The sequence below is a fragment of the Idiomarina sp. 017G genome, assembly GCF_004362265.1.
Classification (GTDB): Bacteria; Pseudomonadota; Gammaproteobacteria; order Enterobacterales; family Alteromonadaceae; genus Idiomarina; species Idiomarina loihiensis.
Genome location: NZ_SNWT01000001.1, coordinates 630,333 through 649,977, shown reverse-complemented (window position 1 = coordinate 649,977; position 19,645 = coordinate 630,333). Strand labels below are relative to the sequence as shown.

General features: G+C 46.1%; 19 protein-coding genes. 14 read left to right on the top strand and 5 right to left on the bottom strand.

What is annotated here, in order from left to right; genetic code table 11:
- Positions 1-2 precede the first annotated feature (2 nt).
- The 5 genes from tmk (at position 3) to DEU30_RS03180 (ending at position 4,488) form a co-directional block, all read left to right on the top strand.
- Positions 3-620, top strand: a complete 618-nt coding sequence (gene tmk, locus DEU30_RS03200) for a dTMP kinase (protein WP_114981295.1) — start codon at positions 3-5, stop codon at positions 618-620.
- Complete coding sequence (locus DEU30_RS03195; RefSeq protein WP_114981296.1) at positions 620-1,480, top strand: DNA polymerase III subunit delta'; 861 nt, start codon at positions 620-622, stop codon at positions 1,478-1,480. The genes tmk and DEU30_RS03195 overlap by 1 nt, the downstream gene beginning before the upstream one ends.
- Positions 1,481-1,503: 23 nt before the next feature.
- Positions 1,504-1,860 carry a hypothetical protein gene (locus DEU30_RS03190; protein WP_114981297.1) on the top strand — a complete coding sequence of 119 codons (357 nt, stop codon included), beginning with the start codon at positions 1,504-1,506 and terminating at the stop codon, positions 1,858-1,860.
- Between the two features lie 12 nt (positions 1,861-1,872).
- Positions 1,873-2,661: a YchF/TatD family DNA exonuclease gene (locus DEU30_RS03185; RefSeq protein WP_114981298.1), complete on the top strand. Its 789-nt coding sequence runs from the start codon at positions 1,873-1,875 to the stop codon at positions 2,659-2,661.
- A gap of 342 nt (positions 2,662-3,003) precedes the next feature.
- On the top strand, positions 3,004-4,488 hold the full coding sequence (locus DEU30_RS03180; protein ID WP_114981299.1) for a bifunctional 2-methylcitrate dehydratase/aconitate hydratase: 1,485 nt from the start codon (positions 3,004-3,006) through the stop codon (positions 4,486-4,488).
- 54 nt (positions 4,489-4,542) lie between these two features.
- Here DEU30_RS03180 and DEU30_RS03175 read toward each other — a convergent pair whose 3' ends face one another.
- From DEU30_RS03175 to sppA, 3 genes are read right to left on the bottom strand one after another with little or no spacing between them, the layout of a single operon-like run.
- Positions 4,543-5,886 carry a sodium-dependent transporter gene (locus DEU30_RS03175; protein ID WP_011234577.1) on the bottom strand — a complete coding sequence of 448 codons (1,344 nt, stop codon included), beginning with the start codon at positions 5,884-5,886 and terminating at the stop codon, positions 4,543-4,545.
- 33 nt (positions 5,887-5,919) lie between these two features.
- Complete coding sequence (gene ansA, locus DEU30_RS03170) at positions 5,920-6,933, bottom strand: asparaginase (RefSeq protein ID WP_011234576.1); 1,014 nt, start codon at positions 6,931-6,933, stop codon at positions 5,920-5,922.
- Between the two features lie 38 nt (positions 6,934-6,971).
- The gene (sppA, locus tag DEU30_RS03165; protein ID WP_114981300.1) at positions 6,972-8,822 is read right to left on the bottom strand and encodes a signal peptide peptidase SppA; all 1,851 of its coding nucleotides are present in this window, start codon (positions 8,820-8,822) and stop codon (positions 6,972-6,974) included.
- Positions 8,823-8,930: 108 nt separating this feature from the next.
- Between sppA and DEU30_RS03160 the strand changes: the two genes are divergently transcribed.
- Positions 8,931-9,497, top strand: coding sequence for a nitroreductase family protein (locus DEU30_RS03160; protein ID WP_011234574.1), 567 nt, complete (start codon positions 8,931-8,933; stop codon positions 9,495-9,497).
- Here the strand turns inward: DEU30_RS03160 and asnS are convergent.
- Positions 9,494-10,894: an asparagine--tRNA ligase gene (gene asnS, locus DEU30_RS03155; RefSeq protein ID WP_011234573.1), complete on the bottom strand. Its 1,401-nt coding sequence runs from the start codon at positions 10,892-10,894 to the stop codon at positions 9,494-9,496. The genes DEU30_RS03160 and asnS overlap by 4 nt on opposite strands.
- A 107-nt stretch (positions 10,895-11,001) precedes the next feature.
- On the opposite strand from asnS, the gene DEU30_RS03150 reads away from it, so the two are divergent.
- Positions 11,002-11,361 carry a hypothetical protein gene (locus tag DEU30_RS03150; RefSeq protein WP_011234572.1) on the top strand — a complete coding sequence of 120 codons (360 nt, stop codon included), beginning with the start codon at positions 11,002-11,004 and terminating at the stop codon, positions 11,359-11,361.
- Here the strand turns inward: DEU30_RS03150 and bioA are convergent.
- Complete coding sequence (gene bioA / locus DEU30_RS03145) at positions 11,358-12,653, bottom strand: adenosylmethionine--8-amino-7-oxononanoate transaminase (RefSeq protein ID WP_114981301.1); 1,296 nt, start codon at positions 12,651-12,653, stop codon at positions 11,358-11,360. The two genes, DEU30_RS03150 and bioA, sit on opposite strands and share 4 nt — an antisense overlap.
- 101 nt (positions 12,654-12,754) lie before the next feature.
- On the opposite strand from bioA, the gene bioB reads away from it, so the two are divergent.
- From bioB to DEU30_RS03110, 7 genes are all read left to right on the top strand, one after another.
- A complete protein-coding gene (gene bioB / locus DEU30_RS03140; protein ID WP_011234570.1) occupies positions 12,755-13,792 on the top strand; it encodes a biotin synthase BioB in 1,038 nt (345 codons plus the stop codon).
- Positions 13,793-13,816: 24 nt separating this feature from the next.
- Complete coding sequence (locus DEU30_RS03135) at positions 13,817-14,947, top strand: 8-amino-7-oxononanoate synthase (protein ID WP_227016293.1); 1,131 nt, start codon at positions 13,817-13,819, stop codon at positions 14,945-14,947.
- A gap of 38 nt (positions 14,948-14,985) precedes the next feature.
- The gene (locus DEU30_RS03130) at positions 14,986-15,753 is read left to right on the top strand and encodes a methyltransferase domain-containing protein (protein WP_114981303.1); all 768 of its coding nucleotides are present in this window, start codon (positions 14,986-14,988) and stop codon (positions 15,751-15,753) included.
- Between the two features lie 18 nt (positions 15,754-15,771).
- Entirely contained in the window at positions 15,772-16,440 is a 669-nt protein-coding gene (bioD, locus tag DEU30_RS03125) for a dethiobiotin synthase (protein ID WP_114981304.1), read from the top strand.
- A 63-nt stretch (positions 16,441-16,503) separates the two neighbouring features.
- Entirely contained in the window at positions 16,504-17,367 is an 864-nt protein-coding gene (gene htpX / locus DEU30_RS03120) for a protease HtpX (RefSeq protein ID WP_034823144.1), read from the top strand.
- A 72-nt stretch (positions 17,368-17,439) separates the two neighbouring features.
- Positions 17,440-18,798, top strand: a complete 1,359-nt coding sequence (locus DEU30_RS03115; RefSeq protein WP_114981305.1) for a 3-deoxy-7-phosphoheptulonate synthase class II — start codon at positions 17,440-17,442, stop codon at positions 18,796-18,798.
- Between the two features lie 40 nt (positions 18,799-18,838).
- A complete protein-coding gene (locus DEU30_RS03110; RefSeq protein ID WP_114981306.1) occupies positions 18,839-19,636 on the top strand; it encodes a DUF1338 domain-containing protein in 798 nt (265 codons plus the stop codon).
- Positions 19,637-19,645: the final 9 nt, after the last annotated feature.

Here is a 19,645-nt window from a genome sequence, read left to right as displayed (position 1 = left end):
TTATGTCAGGAAAGTTTATTGTTATTGAAGGACTCGAAGGAGCCGGTAAAAGTTCGGCTATCGCAAGTGTTGTCACGCATCTTCAGGCGAAAGGAGTTCAGGTTGAAACAGTTCGTGAACCAGGCGGTACACCGTTAGCGGAATCGCTGCGGGATCTGGTAAAAAAGAAGTGGGAAGAAAAAGTCAGCCCCACGACAGAGCTTTTACTTATGTATGCCAGCCGGGTTCAGCTGGTGGATAATATTATAAAACCCGCGTTATCCAAAAACCGTTGGGTTATTGGTGATCGCCATGATTTATCTTCCAGAGCCTACCAAGGGGGAGGGCGCGAACTCGGTGATGAATTGTTGCAAAAGATCCGGAAAATCACTTTAGGGAATTTCACCCCCGATTTAACACTACTACTTGATGTTGAAGAAAAGAAAGGTCTTGAGCGAGCGCGTGAGCGAGGGGAGCTGGATCGTATTGAAGAAGAAGATTTAGCCTTTTTTCAACGAACCCGGCAACGCTATTTGAATATTGCGGCTAAAGATCCAAGCATTATTGTCATTGATGCGAATCAGTCTATGCTGGATGTGCATCAGTCAATATTGAGAGCAATTGAGGAGTATCTGTTTTAATGGCTTTTCCCTGGCTGCGAGAACCCTGGTTAAGATTAGTAGCGAGTGCTGAAGCCGGACGTCTGGCTCATGCTTACTACTTACAGCATAATGTTGATGGCGGTTCGACTGAGTTTATTCAGCGCCTGAATCAATTTCTGTTGTGTAAGCAACCAGGCAAAAGTGCCTGCGGGAAATGTAAATCCTGTTTACTTTACCTATCGGGTAATCATCCGGATACCTGGACTATTGATGGTGCACAAGTTAATCGAATAGGTGTTGATACGGTACGCGAATTGCAACAAAACGTAACGCAGACAGCGAACCAGAACGGATTAAAAGTCGCTGTCATACTCGAAGCGGAAAAAATGACAGAACAGGCTGGCAACGCACTGCTGAAAGTTCTGGAAGAACCTCCGGCCGATACACATTGGCTGGTTTCAACTAAAGATGCCGAGCGCTTACTGCCCACCTTAAGAAGCCGTATGCAGTGGCTGAGCATTGCCTATCCGACAACCGTACAAAGCGACGAGCAGGTGACTTTTGCAAAGCAGCTGCTGGCCGGACTACGGGGACAGCAGGAATTACCCCTGTTAAAAGATAAAGATGGCGCATTAAGCTGGCTGGATGTTTCCGAGAACTTATTAATGGATTGGTTGTTGATTAGCCAACGAGCTGCGGCTACGCGTTTGCGTTATCAGCAATTGGCGGACGAATTACAACACATCAGCAACTATGAGTGGGTCAATGTCGCGCAGCTGAGTGAATGGGTATCCGAATGCCGACAGCTACGTCAGCGATATCAGGGCTCAACGGGGATCAATTTGCCGTTATTATTAAGTTTTGCCTGGAGTCGCTGGTCAAATACTCTTTCAGCGTAGCGACTCCGTAAAACGGAGTTGTCATGCTGACGCTAAAATTAAGCCCACAATCCGCAACAGAGCTTGCTGCTCATGTTGTTCCTGAATTTCAGTCCCTTACTTTGCTGATCAACAGCGAAACAACCGATATTGCGGTAGATGACAGAGCCAGATTAGAGTTCCAATGCCCGGACATAGAAGGTAAACCTCTATGTTTAGAGGTGAGCGTGGTTTTTCGTTTTGAGGCTGGAGAACTAAAGAACTGGTTGGCTGTCGCTGTTCTGCCTTCACAGCAAGCCTTGATTCATCATCTTCGTTACCTTTGCCGCCATCATACAAACGAATATGGTAAACTCTTCCACCAACTGGTTAACGACTTTTGTCACTCAAATCAACGCTAAGTGGAGCTATCTATGTTCGTCGACTCACACTGTCATTTGGATAAAATCAACCCTGAAAAAGCGGGTGCCGATTTAAAAGAAATTGTTGCAGCGGCACGTGCGAATAAGGTTGAACACATGCTGTGTGTATGCGTTACCCTCGAAGACTTTCCAGCCATGCAGGTTGCTGTGGCCGAATTCGATGATGTTTCAATTTCTTGTGGTGTGCATCCTCTGTATGTGAAAGACAGTAAGACTCCAATAGCTGAGTTAGGTGCTAAATTGCGTGAGCTAACAGCACTGAATAGCGTTGTTGCGGTAGGAGAGACCGGGCTCGATTACTTTTACCATCCTGAATCAAAAGTACTACAGCAGGAGAATTTCGAGCAACATATTGAAATAGCCAACGACGTTAACAAACCACTGATTATTCATACGCGCGATGCTCAGCAGGACACCTTGTCATTATTAAGAAATGGCCATGCTGAAAAGCCTGGTGGTGTCTTGCATTGTTTTACCGAGTCTCTTGAGATGGCAAAAAAAGCCATTGATGATCTCGATTTCTTTATTTCTATTTCCGGTATTGCTTCGTTCCGGAACGCTCAGGAACTGCGTGACACAATCAAAGCATTGCCACTGGAAAAACTTTTAATTGAGACCGACAGTCCCTGGTTAGCGCCGGTTCCTCATCGTGGTAAAGAGAACCAGCCAGCCTATGTTGTCGACGTTGCAAAATGCGTGGCTGACGTAAAAGGCATTACGTTAGAAGAGGTGGCTAAGACCACGACAGCTAACTATTATAAACTGTTCGCTAACTCTTAATTAGCTGTGTATAACCTGTGTTCTTTTTGGTTAAAATTATTCAAAAACAGTAAGATAAAAAATTTCTTAAAAAAATTAGACATCCCTTTGATATTGTCTAAACTGAAGTTTACCGAATGAATTTTATGCGACCTAATGCAGTGTTTTTGTCATGAGTTAGCGCACGGCTCAACCTTTGAGCCATTCCCCTATACCCGGAACAATCTGGATTGGTTCCGGGTTTTTTTTATCCTTTTCTTCCTGTTTCTTAACAGTTCATGGCGATCAAAAAGGCACTTTTCAGGGTACATATAGACAAACGGATAGCCCGTTCTGATAATAAAATTAACTAAGGAGTCAGTGATGAGTACAACCGTTGAAAGTAATGAACGTCCCGACTACGACGAAGTCATTCAAACCATTGCAGACTATGTTATCGATTACAAAGTAGACAATGAGGAAGCGTGGAATACGGCTCGTAACTGCCTGATGGATACCCTGGGGTGTGGCTTATTAGCACTGCGTTTTCCTGAATGCAGTAAACATTTAGGTCCTCTGGTTGAAGGAACCACGGTTCCAAACGGCGCTCGGGTGCCGGGTACCCAGTTCCGTATGGACCCTGCTAAAGCAGCCTGGGATATAGGTTGTATTATTCGTTGGCTGGACTTTAATGACACCTGGCTGGCAGCCGAGTGGGGGCATCCTTCTGATAATTTAGGCGGCATACTGGCAACCGCTGACTATATTTCGCAAAAGCGAGTGTCTAAAGGTGAGAAGCCTTTAACCATGAAAACCGTTTTAGAAGCGATGATTAAAGCTCATGAAATTCAGGGTAATTTAGCCATAGAAAACAGTTTTAACCGGGTTGGTCTGGACCATGTTGTGTTGGTGAAGGTAGCCTCGACAGCTGTGGTTACCTGGTTAATGGGTGGCTCCAGAGAGCAGATTATGGCTGCTGTCTCGCAAGCCTGGGTTGATGGTCAGTCGTTGAGAACCTATCGGCACGCACCTAATGCCGGTTCGCGTAAATCCTGGGCTGCCGGCGATGCCACATCAAGAGCTGTACGTTTGGCCGACATAACCATGCGCGGTGAAATGGGAATTCCCGGGGCATTAACGGCTCCGCAGTGGGGCTTTTACGATGTGCTGTTTAATAAGACCAATAAAGACCAGCAGTTGAAACCGAAAGAGGATTGGAAATTTAAGTTTCAGCGTGACTACGGCAGTTACGTAATGGAAAATATTTTATTTAAATTGTCTTTCCCGGCGGAGTTTCATGCTCAGACTGCCTGTGAAGCTGCGGTGACATTGCACTCAGAAGTTAAAGGCAGAATTGATGATATTGAGAAAGTTGAGATAACGACTCATGAGTCGGCTATTAGAATCATTTCAAAACAGGGGAAGCTGGCTAATCCGGCGGACAGAGATCATTGTTTGCAATACATGACTGCGGTACCGCTAATTTTCGGCGAGTTAACAGCTGATCACTACGAGAATAGCTTTCATAAAAATAACCCGGTTATTGATCGAATTCGTGAAAAAATTGAAGTGCTTGAAGATAAGCAATTTAGCCAGGATTATCACGACCCGGAAAAGCGTTCTATAGCCAATGCGTTACAGGTATTCTTCAAAGATGGAACTCATACTGAAAAAGTTGTGGTGGAATATCCGATAGGGCACAGACGGCGCCGGGAAGAGGGCTTTCCTGTGCTAGAAAGCAAGTTTAAAGCGAATTTAGCGACTCGTTTCCCTGAGCCCCGGGTTAAATCGATTTTTGACCAATGCAGTCAGCAGCAGTCTTTTGAGAATATTGCGGTTAACGAATTTATGGATATGTTTGTTATCTAATTGGCTTATATAAAAAAGGCTCTTCAACTTATTGAAGAGCCTTTGCAACGGTTATTAACCGCGCCAGATAACCAGCAGAATCAGTATCGGACAAATGAACTTTACGTACCACGGCCATACCTTCCAGAATAAGCTTTTATCAATGTCTGGTGAGCCTTGTTTTAACGCTTTTAATAAATAATTTTGACGTAATACCCAGGTCAGCATAACACCGAACACTAAAGCCATTATTGGTTGCATATAAACCGTGCTAAAGGTAATAACGGCGCCAAAAAGTAACTCAAAATTATAGATTATCGTCGTGGAAATAGCGGTTACGATAAGCGCAATGATCCAGACGCCACTACTACGGTCGCAGTTTGCTTCTTCGCGTAATGCATTGACCGGTGCTTCCAGCATAGAAATAGATGAGGTAATAGCGGCAATAACCATTAGCAGGAAAAAGCCAAAAGACATAAATAGTCCAGCGTAACCTAGTGCATCAAACATCGCAGGTAATACGGTGAAAACTAAAGTATCCGCCGAAAGCAGAGTACCATCGTCTGCATAAATGGTGATGCCATTAGATTGTGCTACGAACATCGCTGGTAGAATGAGCAGGCCAGCTAAAAACGCAACGCTGGTATCAATGCCTGCTACCCAGGCTGCTGTTTTGGGTATGTTCTCGGAGTTTGAAAGGTACGCACCGTACGTCATCATGACACAAACACCGAGCGACAAAGAGAAGAATGCCTGCCCCATAGCCCGAATAATCAGGTTCGGATCGGTAATTGTTGAGAAGTCGGGAAGCAGATACATTTTCAGGCCCTGTATCGCACCGTCCTGCGTTAAAATGTAAGCGGACATGCCAATCAACAATATGAACAATAATGGCATTAATCGTCTGGACCAGCGTTCTATGCCGTTGTTTACACCAGAACGTACAACGTAAACGGTTAACAGCATAAAAAATATCATGGTAGTTATATTTCGGGAAACCGAAAACTCTGTAAACCATAGAGCAGTTTCAGGCTGACCGATTAAAACCATCAGTGGTGCCAGCATATAAGAAACAAGCCACCCCGATACAATGGCGTAAAAACTCAATATTAAGCTTAAGACAATAAGGCCGATGACCCCGGCGATAGCACCTGAGCCTCTTAAAAAGGGTTTACTGGATAAGTTACGTAATGCTTCTATTGGGTTCTGACGTCGTATACGGCCAATGGTTATTTCGGCTACCAGCATAGGGTATGCCAGTAAAACAATCATAATCAGATAGACCAATAGAAAAGCACCGCCGCCATTACTGGCGGCCTGGGTAGGGAAGCCCCAAATATTACCAACACCAACCGCTGAGCCAGCGGCAGCTAATATAAACCCTAATCGTGTTGCGAACGCAGGTGATGAATTTGCCATAATTTTTCTTATTATTATTTAAGCTGCGTCAAATTATGGCGGAGTTAATTCGCCACGTAAATTCTTCTGTAACAATTTCTGCATTTTACTCAGGCTCAAATCTTGTGACAGCAGATAATGCAATTTAGTCAGTGCCGCCTCAATGGTCATATTTGCCCCGGACACGATACCTATTTCAGCCAGAGCATTGCCGGTCGCATAGCCGTCCATATTGACCCGGCCGCGAAAGCATTGAGTACAGTTTAGAATGGTAATCCCCTGGTTAATTCCTTCTTTCAGGCTAGTCAGCAGTGCATCGTCTTGTGGCGCATTGCCGACACCGTAGCTTTGTAGAATCATGGCTTTTACCGGTTGTTGCAGCTGGTTTTTTATAATTTCAGCGGATATTCCCGGATAAAGCATGACCACACCGATTGGCTGAGGGGTCATTTCAATGACTTTTAATGGCTGGTTTGAGGGCTCTGAGAGCTCTCCTGCGTTTAACTGAATCTGGATTCCTGCTTCAAGTAAGGAAGGGTAGTTAGGGGAGGCAAAAGCATTAAATCCGTTAGCGTCTGCTTTGGTCGAGCGATTCCCCCGGTAAAGCGTATTATTAAAGAACAAACCAACTTCAGGAATAGGGTAGTTCGCAGCCACATAAAGCGAATTGAGCAAGTTGGTCTGTCCATCAGATCGCAGGGCGGCTAAAGGTATCTGTGAACCAGTTACAATAACGGGTTTACTCAAATTTTGTAGCATAAAGGACAAAGCCGACGCCGTATAAGCCATGGTATCGGTACCGTGCAAAATGACGAAACCATCGTAATCGTCGTAGTTCCTTTCTATATCACGAGCAATGGTCACCCAGTCAGACGGCGCCATATTTGATGAGTCCATTAATGGTGAATATTCATTAATGGTAAATTCGGGCATTTCTTCCCGGAAAAACTCCGGCATGTTTTCAACGCACCGGCTCAGGTGTCCCGCAACCGGAACATAACCCTGAGCTGATTTTTTCATACCTATGGTGCCGCCAGTGTATGCGACATAAATCTTTTTACGAGGCAAAGTTCACTCCTGTGCTCTGCGAAATAACCGCGATAATTCTATCGCGGTTGAAGGCAGAGTGCACAGTAAGAGTAAACATTTTTAGGATCATTAAAGTTTTGTAAAACCGCAGTTTCAGATTTCACTTTATTAAGTGTACCCATTAACCAGTGTTGAGCCTCACCACCAACAGATGGAACAGGGAGGTACTCTGAAGAGCTGTTAAACATGTTGGCAAAAAATTGCTCTTTCGATGACAACTCTTGTTGAACAATTTTTACATCGTAATCATCAATGGCAGCCAGCTCAGCGGCCGCAGCTACTGAGTCGTCAAAGTCTCCAAGTTGGTCAACTAATCCACGCTCCATTGCTTGTTTACCCGTCCAGATGCGGCCCTGAGCAACTTCATGCACATCGTCGCGGGACATGTTGCGAGCCTTGCTGACAATAGTCAAAAAGTCTTCATAGGTGGCTTCAACCGAGCTTTGCACCAATTTCTTTTGGTAATCAGTCATTTCTTCCAGTGGGTTTAAACCTTGTATCTCAGTCGTACTGACAGTATCGCTATGAACGCCAATAGCAGCCAGACTGTCTTCTAAAGTCATTAACAGGCCAAAGACACCAATTGAACCGGTAATGGTAGTTGGTGCGGCCACAATTTTATCGGCATCTGCTGCTATCCAATAACCACCAGATGCTGCCACGGTGCTCATTGATGCCACAACCGGAATACCGGCTTCTTTTGCCTGGAGGATTTCCTGACGGATAATTTCAGAGGCAAAGGCACTTCCGCCGGGGCTGTCTATGCGCAGCACAATCGCTTTCGTCTGCTTGTTATTGCGTGCTTCACGAATCAGTTTTGCGGTGCTGTCACCACCAATCATACCGGCTTTTTGCGAACCGTTAACGATTTGCCCACGAGCAACAACAACCGCGATCTGGCTACGATCTGTCGGTTGCAGGCTTTCCGGGACTTCCATTTCAGTCGCCAGATAGTTGTCGTAGGTAATATGACGGAAGGTATCTTCTTCTTTGTCGTATCCGGCTAAATTGATGAGCTCGTTACGAACTTCGGTACGTGTACGCAGCGCATCAACCATGTTTGTTTCTAGCGCCATTTTGGCCATATCGCCATTGGCACTGTTAAAGGCCGACATGTAATCATCAACTTTACCACTGGTAACCAACGGATTAATGTTACGGGCCGCTGTCACATCGGTGCGGAAGCTATCCCACAAAGCTGAATAAAGAAACTCATTGGCTTCACGTGCTTCATCAGACATGTCGTTACGAATAAAAGGTTCAACAGCCGCTTTAAATTTACCGACCTTAAAGACTTGAGGCTGAACTTTAAGCTTGTCGAGTAAGTCCTTAAAGTAAAGTTGAGTGTAATCAAGCCCTTCAAATACAACTCCGCCCATTGGGTTTAGGTAAAGCTGATCTGCATGCGCTGCAAGATAATACTGATGCTGATCATAGTAATCAGCATTACTGATAATGGGTTTACCAGAGGTACGGAAATCGTCAAGAGCCTCGGCAACTGCCTGTAACTTATTGAGTCCGCTTGGGTACAAGTTTTGTAAGTTTAAATACAGTGCGCCTATACGTTCGTCTGTTTTGGCTTTCTCAATTGAGTCGACCACATCAGATAACAGAACTTCGGGGATATCATCACTGCTTCCCATAGCTTCATTCAGGAATTGACTAAAAGGATCAACCCAAGTCTTCTCTTCAACCAGCATGCCATTAGGGTTAAGAACCAGAATGCCATTCTCCGGTACTTCGATAGGATCCTCTCCGCTAAATAGACTAACGAGAAAAACCGCGAGGATTAAAAAGAATACAAGGTTCAAAATGACCTTGCGCGTACCGTTGATTATTTTCCACAAATAACTGAAGATTGAGCGCATATTTAAATTCTCATTAGCTAATAAAAACAGGCCTTAGCATATCGAATGTGCGAGTAACAGACCAGTCAGAGAATGTAACTAACCATTACACATTGAATAAGGTGAAGTATGAATGCCGAAGAGTTATTAACCAGCCGTTCCTCCATGCCGCGTTTGAGTGAACCCGGTCCTACTATAGAGCAACTGGAGTTAATTAAGGCCGCAGCTGTTCGTGCGCCTGATCATATGGGACTAACGCCATATCAGTTTATTCAGTTTCAGGGAAAAGAGAGGCAGGTTCTGGCGGATATCTACCAGCAGGCTGCGCGTCTTAGCGACTTTTCAGAAACGGTCATAGAGCAGGCTGGGCAGCTGCCATTTCGGGCCCCAACGATAATTGTTTCTTGTCTGCGTTTTCAGGAGCACCCGAAAGTCCCCCGTGATGAGCAACTGTGTACGGTTGCCTGTGCCACTCACGGCATGCAGCAAGCGGCCTTTGCACAAGGTATAGGTGCTATTTGGCGTACCGGATGGATGGCCGAGGACGACTTTATCAAGGAGCAGTTGGGATTGTCTGTGGACGACGCCATTGTCGGCTTTCTGTACGTAGGGACACCTGCAGTCCCTACGCCAATAAAGCCTCAGAAAGATTCATCACCGTTTTTTATGAACGGTAATGACTTAGTGCTGGATTAAAATTCGGCACTTTTCGGAGCCCGTGGGAAAGGTATAACGTCACGAATATTTTGTACGCCGGTGACATAAGCCACTAAGCGCTCAAAACCCAGGCCAAAACCGGCGTGAGGAACGGTACCGTAACGACGCAAATCGCGGTAGAAGCCGTATTCTTCTTTTGGCAGGTTCATTTCGTCAATTCGCTGGTCAAGAATGTCTAAACGTTCTTCACGGGCGGAACCACCGATAATTTCCCCAATACCCGGCGCTAAAACGTCCATAGCGGCAACGGTTTTGCCATCTTCGTTCTGGCGCATGTAAAAGGCTTTAATATCGCGCGGATAGTTTTTCAGAATAATTGGTGCGCCGACATGTTCTTCAGCTAAATAACGCTCGTGCTCTGATTGTAAATCCACACCCCATTCAACCGCGTATTCGAATTTTCTATCGCAGTTCTTCAGTATCTCAATGGCGTCGGTGTAATCCATGTGCACAAAGTCATTATTTACAATGGCTTCTAAACGGCTGATAGCGTCAGAGTTAATGCGTTCGGCAAAGAACGCCATGTCGTCCGGGCGCTCTTCCAGAACGGCTTTAAACACATACTTAAGCATGGCTTCGGCTAAGCCGGCAACATCATCTAAAGTTGCAAACGCCAGCTCGGGTTCTACCATCCAGAATTCAGACAAGTGACGGCTGGTGTTCGAGTTTTCAGCACGGAAGGTTGGGCCGAATGTATAAACTTTAGATAAAGAGCAAGCGTAAGACTCTACGTTCAGCTGACCCGACACCGTTAAAAACGCTTCTTTACCGAAAAAGTCTTCAGAGTAGTCGACTTCGCCTTTATCTGTTTTCGGGATATTCAGCATGTCCAGTGTTGAAACACGGAACATCTCACCGGCACCTTCACAATCGGAAGTCGTGATGATTGGTGTACTCACCCACAAATAACCTTCCTCATGGAAGAAGCGATGAATAGCCTGAGATAACGCATTACGAACACGCATGACCGCACCGGTAATGTTGGTACGCGGACGCAAATGCGCGTATTCACGTAAGTATTCCATGCTATGACGTTTAGGAGCCATAGGGTAGGTATCGGGATCTTCCACCCAGCCATATACATGAACTTTGGTTGCCTGCAGTTCAAATGACTGACCTTTGCCCTGAGAAGGGACAACAACACCGGTAATAGCTACAGAACAACCGGTCGTCAGTTTCTGCACTTCATTACTGTAATTGGGAAGTTCTGCCGGAACCACGGCCTGAATGGCATCAAAGCATGAGCCATCGTGCAAGTTAATAAATGAAATACCGGCTTTCGAGTCACGGCGGGTGCGTACCCAGCCCCGGACTGTGACGGTCTCATCGACAGCGACTTTTCCCGTCAGAACATCCACTACAGAAGCATACGACATGAGTTGGTTTTCTCCGAAATTTACACTATTTTGCTATAGAAAGGTTGCTATGTTACCGCGCTTTGGCGCAGACTCAAGTATAACCCCTGATAACCGAGAGAAAAATTATGAAAAGGGGATCCTTAGCGGATTTAAAGCAGGTACCATTTTGGTCCCGTGTTCTGGGATGGCTGTCTATTTTCGGCTGGTTTATCTTTGTCGTTGCCGCTATCGTTTTCAATTATGCAAAACCTGAGCGCGATACCATTTTGACTGAAATTTTTGGTATTCCTGTTCGCGAAGACTGGCTCATCACATTAGGTGACTTATTCGTTATTCTTTTAGTTATTGGCCTTTGTGTGAGTCTGCTCAGCTTTGTTCTTAATTATGTTCTTTTTCGCAAGGACAAACAGCATTTGTGGATCAATATCCTGATACTGATCATGAGTTGTTTGGGTGGCTTGTCGGTTTATTTCTTTGGTTATTAAGCTTTAATAGAGCTCTGAGTTTCAACGTAGTCTTTCATGGCAACGGTTAAACGGCTGAGCTCGTTCGTAGAAATAACATAAGGCGGCATAATATAAAGTAAGCGTCCGAACGGGCGTATCCATACCCCTAATTCAATAAAACGCTTCTGCGCAATGGCAACATCAATGGGGTGGTGCATTTCTAATACGCCAATAGCCCCAAAAACTCGTGCGTCTTTTACTGCATCACATTCAGCCAGGGGAAGAAGTTGCTGCTTTAACTGAGCTTCAATTTCAGCAACCTGTTGCTGCCACTTACCCTCAGCAATAATCGCCAGTGACTCAGCTGCAACCGCGCAGGCTAAAGGATTCCCCATAAAAGTAGGGCCGTGCATTAATGCGCCTCCGCCGGGGCCGTGACCAATGGTTTCTGCTACCTGTTTCGTGGTTAGCGTGGCTGCCAGCGTCATGTAACCACCGGTCAGAGCTTTACCAACGCAGAGAACATCAGGCGTAATTCCAGCGTGTTCACAGGCGAATAACTTGCCGGTACGACCAAACCCTGTTGCAATTTCATCCGCTATCAGTAATACATCAAAATCGTCGCAAAGCTGGCGTATTAGCCTTAGGTATTCAGGGTGATAAAAACGCATGCCACCGGCTCCCTGAACAACAGGTTCAAGAATAACCGCCGCCAACTCATGGTGGTGTTGCTCGAACCAGTGTCTGAGTTCGTCACCAGCCGTCTCTGCCCAGTCATCGTCCGGGGTTAGTCTGGGGGCTTCAGCAAAAAGCTGGGAGTTAATAGCTCTGTTAAAAAGATGGTGCATGCCGTTGACCGGGTCGCAAACCGACATCGCTTTAAACGTGTCGCCGTGGTAGCCGCCTTTTATGGTTAGTAGTCGGTGCTTCTCCGGACGTTCTTGCGCCAGCCAGAACTGCAAGGCCATTTTTATGGCAACTTCAACGCTGACAGAGCCTGAATCGGCAATAAATACTCGTTGTAGAGGCTCAGGAGTCAGTTCAATAAGACGTCGAGCAAGATCAATCGCGGGTTGATGCGTGATACCGCCAAACATAACGTGGCTCATTTTATCTATCTGACGGTGAGCAACGGCATCTAAGCGTGGATTGCGGTATCCGTGAATAACAGCCCACCAGGAAGACATGCCATCAACCACCTCATGGCCGGTATCCAGAGTTAATCTGCAACCTTTTGCTGACTCAACTTTATAAGCAGGTAAGGGGTTCAGCATAGAGGTATATGGGTGCCAAATGTGCTGTCGATCAAACTCAATATCGCTTTTGCTCATAAATTAAACTATTGTAAAGTATTAAACTGAAAGTATATTGACAGTGTATCGAGCTGGATTATTCTAGTCGACCATAATTTGCCAAGCACACGAGATTTACCATGCCACAAATTCGTAACGACTGGACCATTGAAGAAGTTCAGAATCTTTTGCAGATGCCGTTGAACGATTTAGTTTTCGAAGCACAAACAGTGCATCGCCAGCACTTTAACCCGAACGAAGTTCAGGTCAGTACCTTGTTGTCGATTAAAACCGGTGCCTGCCCCGAAGACTGTAAGTATTGCCCGCAGAGCGCCCATTATCACACCGGGTTGGATCGCGAGCGCCTGATGGCAGTTGAAAGTGTGCTGGCTGAAGCACAGGCAGCGAAAGAGAAGGGCGCGAGCCGTTTTTGCATGGGCGCCGCCTGGCGTAATCCGAAAGACCGCGATATGCCTTACGTCATTGAAATGATCAAAGGCGTGAAAGCATTGGGTTTGGAAAGCTGTATGACACTTGGCATGTTAAGTAATGAACAGGCAAAAATGCTGCAGCAGGCCGGTCTTGATTATTACAACCACAACCTCGATACCTCTCCGGAGTTCTATGGTGACATCATTACCACCCGAACTTATCAGGATCGCCTTAATACGCTGAATAATGTGCGAGACGCAGGTATGAAAGTCTGTGCCGGAGGCATTGTTGGTATGGGCGAGAGCGTCACCGACCGTGCCTCTTTATTAGTGCAGTTGGCGAATCTGCCTAAGCACCCGGAAAGCGTACCGATTAATATGCTGGTTAAAGTAGAAGGCACGCCTTTTGCCAAACTGGAAGACTTAGATAACTTTGAATTTGTGCGTACCGTTGCCGTAGCCCGTATTTTAATGCCAGCTTCGCATGTACGTTTGTCCGCCGGCCGTGAAGACATGAACGATGAAATGCAGGCGTTGTGCTTTCTCGCCGGTGCTAACTCAATCTTCTATGGTGAAAAACTGCTGACCACAGCGAACCCTGAAGCAGATGCCGATTTACGTTTATTCGAGCGTCTGGGCATTAAGCCTGAACAGCGCGACGGCTATGATGATGAAGTTCACACCGCGGTTATTGAAGATGCGATTAAAGAACAGCAAAACCCTGTTCGATACTACGACGCGTCTTAGTAGAGAATAGGCAGAGAATAGAGAGTGGAGAAAATCGTGTTGGGGTATGAGCAGCGGCTTAATGAGCGTAAAGACTCTTCGCTGTTTCGCTCGCGAAAGGTACGTAGCTCCGACGCTCATTGGCAATTGGATTTCAGTACCAATGATTACCTCGGCTTAAGCCAGCATCCGGATATAAAGCGTGCATTTAAGCAAGCTATTGATATCTGGGGTGTTGGCAGTACTGGCTCACCGTTACTCAGCGGTTACAGTAAAGTTCATCAGGAACTGGAAGAGTTGCTGGCCGAGTGGATGAATAAAACCAGAGCTTTGCTGTTTAATTCAGGTTTCGCGGCAAATCATGGTGTGTTGACAACCCTGGTCGATAAACAACAAAAGCTGTTCGCCGACAAACTGGTTCATGCGTCAATAATTGACGGTATGCAGCACGGTGAAGGGCGTTTTAAGCGGTTTCCGCATAACCAACCTGAACCAGTTGTTAGCAAAGCCAATCCGTGCGACTGGCTGGTGACCGAAGGTGTTTTTAGCATGGACGGAGACGCCTGTGATTTAAACCTGTTGGCTTATTTAAAGCGCAAGTATGGCCTCAAGATTATACTTGATGACGCCCATGGAGTAGGTGCTTATGGTGTACAGGGGAAAGGGTCATTATATGCGGACTCCGCTGTTGCCGATGTCATAACCGGCACCTTTGGTAAAGCGTTGGGCGTCGGTGGAGCCTTTGTTTGTGCCGATGATGATGAAATTGAAAGTTTAATTCAGTTTTGCCGTGATTATATTTATTCCACTGCTATGCCGCCGGCTCAGGCCGCTGCAATAAAAGCCTCTGTAGAAATTGTACGCAGCGCAGAAGGCGATGACCGCCGCGGAAGACTTGCTGAGCGCATTCAGTATTTTCGGGAACAGCTGAAACAGCGCGGTTTAAAAACGATAGAATCAAACTCGGCCATACAAACATGGTTATTTAACTCCGATGATGACGCGCTAAACATGGCAACAGAACTACAGGCTCAGGGGTATTTATGCAGCGTTATTCGTCCGCCAACAGTACCTGCGGGAAGCTCCCGTATCCGTTTTAGTTTAACGTCAGAAATGTCGACGCCCGAACTTGCTCAATTTTGGTGTCGGGTAGATAGGATTCTTAGCCAGTTATGAAGTCTCCGTTATGAAATCTAAGTTATGAAACCTCCGTTATGAAAATAATGAATTTTCAACAGGCTGTTGCGCGGCAGTTCAATAAGGCGGCGAAAGACTACCACCAGCACGCGAGTATTCAGCGGTTAACAGCCAACCGGCTATTAAGCCTCGGGCCGGCTAATGTGAATCAGGCGCTTGATGTTGGCTGTGGTCCCGCGTCAACGACAGCAGACCTCTTACTCCGGGCGAATCATTATCTTGGTGTTGATATTGCTCCGGCTATGTTGTCTAAAGCTGCCGCTGATTATCCTGAATTGAGTTGGCTTAATGGCGAGTGGGAAGCTTTGCCTGTAGCTGACAACTCAGTCGACTGGCTTTTCGCTAATTTGTCTATGCAATGGGTCGATAATTTGCAAAACGCGATGAGGGAAGCTCATCGCGTTTTAAAGCCGGGTGGTGTTGTAACCGTTAATACCGTTGTTGAGGGCACTTTCAACTCTTTCATAAAAAGCTGGAATGGTGTTGACGATTTGCAACATACGCACCGCTTTAAGCCCGCAGAGACGGTGCAGAATGAAGTCGGCTCAGTTAACTGGCGTCACTCAGAATTCGTGACAGAAGAACACACCCAGTATTTTGCCAGTGTCCGTGAACTTATAGGCAGTATTAAGGGGGTTGGCGCCAACTATGTGAGGCGAACTGATAACGCCGGACTGATGACGCGCAACCGCTTACAGCAGTTGGAAAATGCCTTTGAAAATTATCGAACTTTGCAGGGATTGCCACTTGAATGGTCAATTCTTAATATTAAATTAGTTAAGTAGCATTGAGTTTAAGTTGATATGAACACTTATTTTATTACCGGAACAGACACTGACGCAGGAAAAACCGTTGCAGCATGTGCTTTTGTTCAATACTTAGTAAAGCAGTCGCAACAAGTTGCGGTAATGAAGCCAGTTGCATCCGGTTGTCATTGGCAAAACGGGCAGTTGGTGAATGAAGATGCACTGAATTTAATGCGTCAGTCTAATACTTCCTTTGATTACGATAGAGTTAATCCTTATACCTTTGAAGCCGCAATTGCGCCTCATATTGCGGCAGCAGACAGTGGCGTGGTCATAGACAAAGAACGCCTGTTGAAAGCGGTAGACTGGTTTCATGAGCGGCCAATAGACAGTTTAGTGATTGAAGGTGCCGGTGGCTGGCAGTTACCTCTGGCTTCCGGACTGCGTATGCCGCAAGTGGTAAAGGAGGTTAATGCGAAAGTTGTGCTGGTGGTCGGGTTAAAACTGGGTTGCCTGAACCATGCGTTGCTTAGCCTGCAATCAATAAAGCAGGAAGGTTGCGATGTTGCAGGTTGGATTGCCGTGCAAACCGGGCCGAAGCCGATGCCGCGACAGGCCGAGAATCTGGAGTCGCTACGTGAGTTGATGGGCGAAAACGAGCTCGCTAATATTCCTTATTTGCCAGGCTGGAAAGAGAAAGATTTGAGCATTTATTTCCATGAGTAAGATTGAAATACGACTAAATACCCCCACATAACTTAGCAGACTAAGTTCCCCGGAGTACGAGCAATGAAGAGAATTTTGCTGTTTTTAGCGACTAACATGGCCATTCTGCTGGTTGTTAGCGTGGTCTTTAATATTGTGATGGCGGTAACCGGCATTGATGCACAAGGGTCAGTGGGTTTACTGGTGTTCTGTGCACTGTTTGGTTTTGGTGGTGCGTTTGTATCGCTCTGGATATCACGCTGGATGGCAATTCGTTCAACCGGAGCCAGAGTCATAGAAAAACCACAGAACCAGTCTGAAGAATGGTTGTTCCGTACCGTTCAGCAACAGGCGCAAAAAGCAGGGGTTCCTATGCCTCAGGTCGCGGTTTATCAATCGCCGGAGCCTAACGCTTTTGCTACCGGGCGCAGTAAAAATGCTTCGTTGGTTGCGGTCAGTACCGGACTATTACAAAGCATGAATGCTGACGAAGTTGAGGCGGTTCTTGCACATGAAATGAGTCATATTGCTAATGGCGATATGGTGACGCTGACCTTAATCCAGGGCGTGATAAATACGTTTGTCATGTTTTTTGCGCGGATCATTGCCAGCGCGATAATGCGGGGCGGTGATAACCAGCGGGGCGGTGGGTTCGCCTATTATGGTGTCGTGATGTTGCTGGAAATCGTATTTGGCGTCTTAGCCAGCACTATTGTTATGTGGTTCTCTCGTCAGCGTGAGTTCAGAGCAGATGCCGGGTCCGCAGATTTAGTCGGTAAACAAAAAATGATTGCTGCTTTACGTCGCTTACAGCAAGGCAAAGAGTCGGAGCTCGATGGCACTATGCTGGCGTTTGGTATTAAAGGAAAACGCTCAACTATGTCGAAATTGTTTATGAGTCACCCGCCTTTAGAAGAACGAATTCATGCTCTTGAGCAACGGCGTTAGTCGTTGCTTTTCAAGGGATACAGAGGTACATTCTTAACTCTTACTCACCGATAAAGCGGATAAATTTTTGTTATGGCCCAATGGAGTGCGCGCAGTTGGCGCGATAAGCCAATAGAACAACAACCGAAGTATTCCGATCCGTCGCAGTTGCAGGCAGTAGAACAGCAACTGAGTCAGTTCCCGCCACTGGTGTTCGCAGAAGAGATACGAGCGTTAAGAAACCAGTTAAAGAATGTCTGCGTAGGAGAGGGTTTCCTGCTGCAGGGCGGCGATTGTGCAGAGTCGTTTAGTGACTTCAACGCACCGAAAATTCGTGACACTTTTAAGGTCATTCTGCAGATGGCCATTGTCATGACGTTTGCAGGTTCCTGTCCGGTGACAAAAGTTGCACGCATGGCAGGGCAATATGCCAAGCCGCGCTCTAGTGATTTTGAAACCATTGGTGACCTGAGTTTGCCTAGTTACCGTGGTGACATCATTAATGGCTCAGAGTTTGATGAAATGGCTCGTCAACCTGACCCTGAACGTATGATTAAGGCTTATCATCACTCCGCAGCGACCATGAACTTGTTGCGAGCGTTTGCGCAGGGCGGTCTGGCCAACTTGCACAAAGTGCATAAATGGAACTTAAGTTTTATTGCCTCTAATCCTTTAAAAGAGCGTTACCAGAAAATAGCTGAAGAAATTCAGTCGGCGCTGCGCTTTATGGAAGTATTGGGTATTAACTCAGAGAATAACGCGGCCATTCACGAGACTTCACTATTCACCTCGCATGAGGCATTGTTATTGCCTTATGAACAAGCTTTAACCCGCACCGACACTTTAACCGGATTGCCGTATGACTGCTCTGCGCATATGGTCTGGATTGGTGAACGCACTCGTAAGTTAGATCAAGCTCATGTCGAGTTTATGCGCGGCATTCATAACCCGGTTGGAGTAAAAGTGGGCCCAACAATGCCAGGGGATGAGCTCATTCAGTTAATTGACGCATTGAACCCTGACAACGAACCCGGACGTTTAACATTAATTACTCGTATGGGCGCCGATAATCTGGCTAATAAATTGCCCGAGTTAGTGCGCCGTGTAAAACAGGAAGGTCGCAACGTGGTCTGGTCAAGTGACCCCATGCATGGCAATACGATTAAGGCTGATAATGGCTTGAAAACCCGGAATTTTGACGCCATACATAAAGAACTAAGACATTTCTTTGCGATTCATCAAGCTGAGGGCACTTATCCGGGCGGCATCCATCTGGAAATGACCGGTGAAGATGTTACAGAATGTACCGGCGGTGCCTACCGTATAAGTGAAGCAGATTTGTCCAGTCGTTATCGCACCCAGTGCGATCCACGACTGAACGCCGATCAAGTGCTAGAATTAGCGTTTTTAGTCGCAGAATCATTAAAAGCAGCTCGCAACGGCGCGGGTTGATCATCCCCTTTAACCGGATATTTAAGAGGTAATTTTTTATATGTCGCAACAGGTAGAAGTGTTATTTGAAAACTTGTGGCAAGATTATTTATCGCGTACACCTTCAGCAAAAAAGGTGCATCAAATTTTAGGCGAAGGGCATCCGATCGTTAATGATCACGTTGCTTTTCGGACTTTTGATATCAGTCCTGTTGGTCTGGAAGTACTGGCACAACACTTTTTGGACTTAGGTTACAAAGAGGGTGGTGACTACCACTTTGAAGCGAAAAAACTGCGCGCAAAACATTTTGAACATGAAGATCCTGAGTTACCAAAAGTATTCATTAGCGAATTAATGACGGCTGAATTTTCTGATGAACTGCAGAGCAAAGTCAAAGATATGGTGGCTCAGGTTTCGGCTGAAGACACTAAAAAGCCGGACTTTCTTTATTCAGGTACGCACTGGAAAGTCAGTTATGCCGATTACCAGTCATTGTTGGAAGAGAGTGAGTACGCTGCGTGGATGGCTGCATTTGGCTATTGCGCTAACCATTTTACGGTCAGCGTTAACCAGTTACCGGGCTATAAAACGCTTGAGCAGGTAAACCAGAAGTTAAAAGACAATGGTTTCAAACTGAATACGTCGGGTGGTGAAATCAAAGGTTCTCCGGACGTTTATCTGGAACAATCATCAACTATGGCTGACCGTCACCCAGTTGAGTTTTCTGATAAGACTGTTGAGATCCCCAGTTGCTTCTATGAGTTTGCTAAGCGCTACGAAATTGAAGACGGCAAACTGTATACTGGCTTTGTTGCAGCGTCGGCGGACAAAATTTTTGAAAGCACCAACGCGAAGTAAAGTGTAGCT

Bases quoted from the DNA above. Each gene is read 5' to 3' on its own strand.
- tmk (WP_114981295.1), top strand. From the start codon at position 3: ATGTCAGGAAAGTTTATTGTTATTGAAGGACTCGAAGGAGCCGGTAAA.
- DEU30_RS03110 (WP_114981306.1), top strand. From the start codon at position 18,839: ATGTCGCAACAGGTAGAAGTGTTATTTGAAAACTTGTGGCAAGATTAT.
- DEU30_RS03115 (WP_114981305.1), top strand. From the start codon at position 17,440: ATGGCCCAATGGAGTGCGCGCAGTTGGCGCGATAAGCCAATAGAACAA.
- DEU30_RS03185 (WP_114981298.1), top strand. From the start codon at position 1,873: ATGTTCGTCGACTCACACTGTCATTTGGATAAAATCAACCCTGAAAAA.
- bioA (WP_114981301.1), bottom strand. From the start codon at position 12,653: ATGAGCAAAAGCGATATTGAGTTTGATCGACAGCACATTTGGCACCCA.
- sppA (WP_114981300.1), bottom strand. From the start codon at position 8,822: ATGCGCTCAATCTTCAGTTATTTGTGGAAAATAATCAACGGTACGCGC.
- DEU30_RS03130 (WP_114981303.1), top strand. From the start codon at position 14,986: ATGAAAATAATGAATTTTCAACAGGCTGTTGCGCGGCAGTTCAATAAG.
- DEU30_RS03180 (WP_114981299.1), top strand. From the start codon at position 3,004: ATGAGTACAACCGTTGAAAGTAATGAACGTCCCGACTACGACGAAGTC.
- DEU30_RS03175 (WP_011234577.1), bottom strand. From the start codon at position 5,886: ATGGCAAATTCATCACCTGCGTTCGCAACACGATTAGGGTTTATATTA.
- bioB (WP_011234570.1), top strand. From the start codon at position 12,755: ATGCCACAAATTCGTAACGACTGGACCATTGAAGAAGTTCAGAATCTT.
- htpX (WP_034823144.1), top strand. From the start codon at position 16,504: ATGAAGAGAATTTTGCTGTTTTTAGCGACTAACATGGCCATTCTGCTG.
- DEU30_RS03190 (WP_114981297.1), top strand. From the start codon at position 1,504: ATGCTGACGCTAAAATTAAGCCCACAATCCGCAACAGAGCTTGCTGCT.
- bioD (WP_114981304.1), top strand. From the start codon at position 15,772: ATGAACACTTATTTTATTACCGGAACAGACACTGACGCAGGAAAAACC.
- DEU30_RS03150 (WP_011234572.1), top strand. From the start codon at position 11,002: ATGAAAAGGGGATCCTTAGCGGATTTAAAGCAGGTACCATTTTGGTCC.
- DEU30_RS03195 (WP_114981296.1), top strand. From the start codon at position 620: ATGGCTTTTCCCTGGCTGCGAGAACCCTGGTTAAGATTAGTAGCGAGT.
- DEU30_RS03160 (WP_011234574.1), top strand. From the start codon at position 8,931: ATGAATGCCGAAGAGTTATTAACCAGCCGTTCCTCCATGCCGCGTTTG.
- asnS (WP_011234573.1), bottom strand. From the start codon at position 10,894: ATGTCGTATGCTTCTGTAGTGGATGTTCTGACGGGAAAAGTCGCTGTC.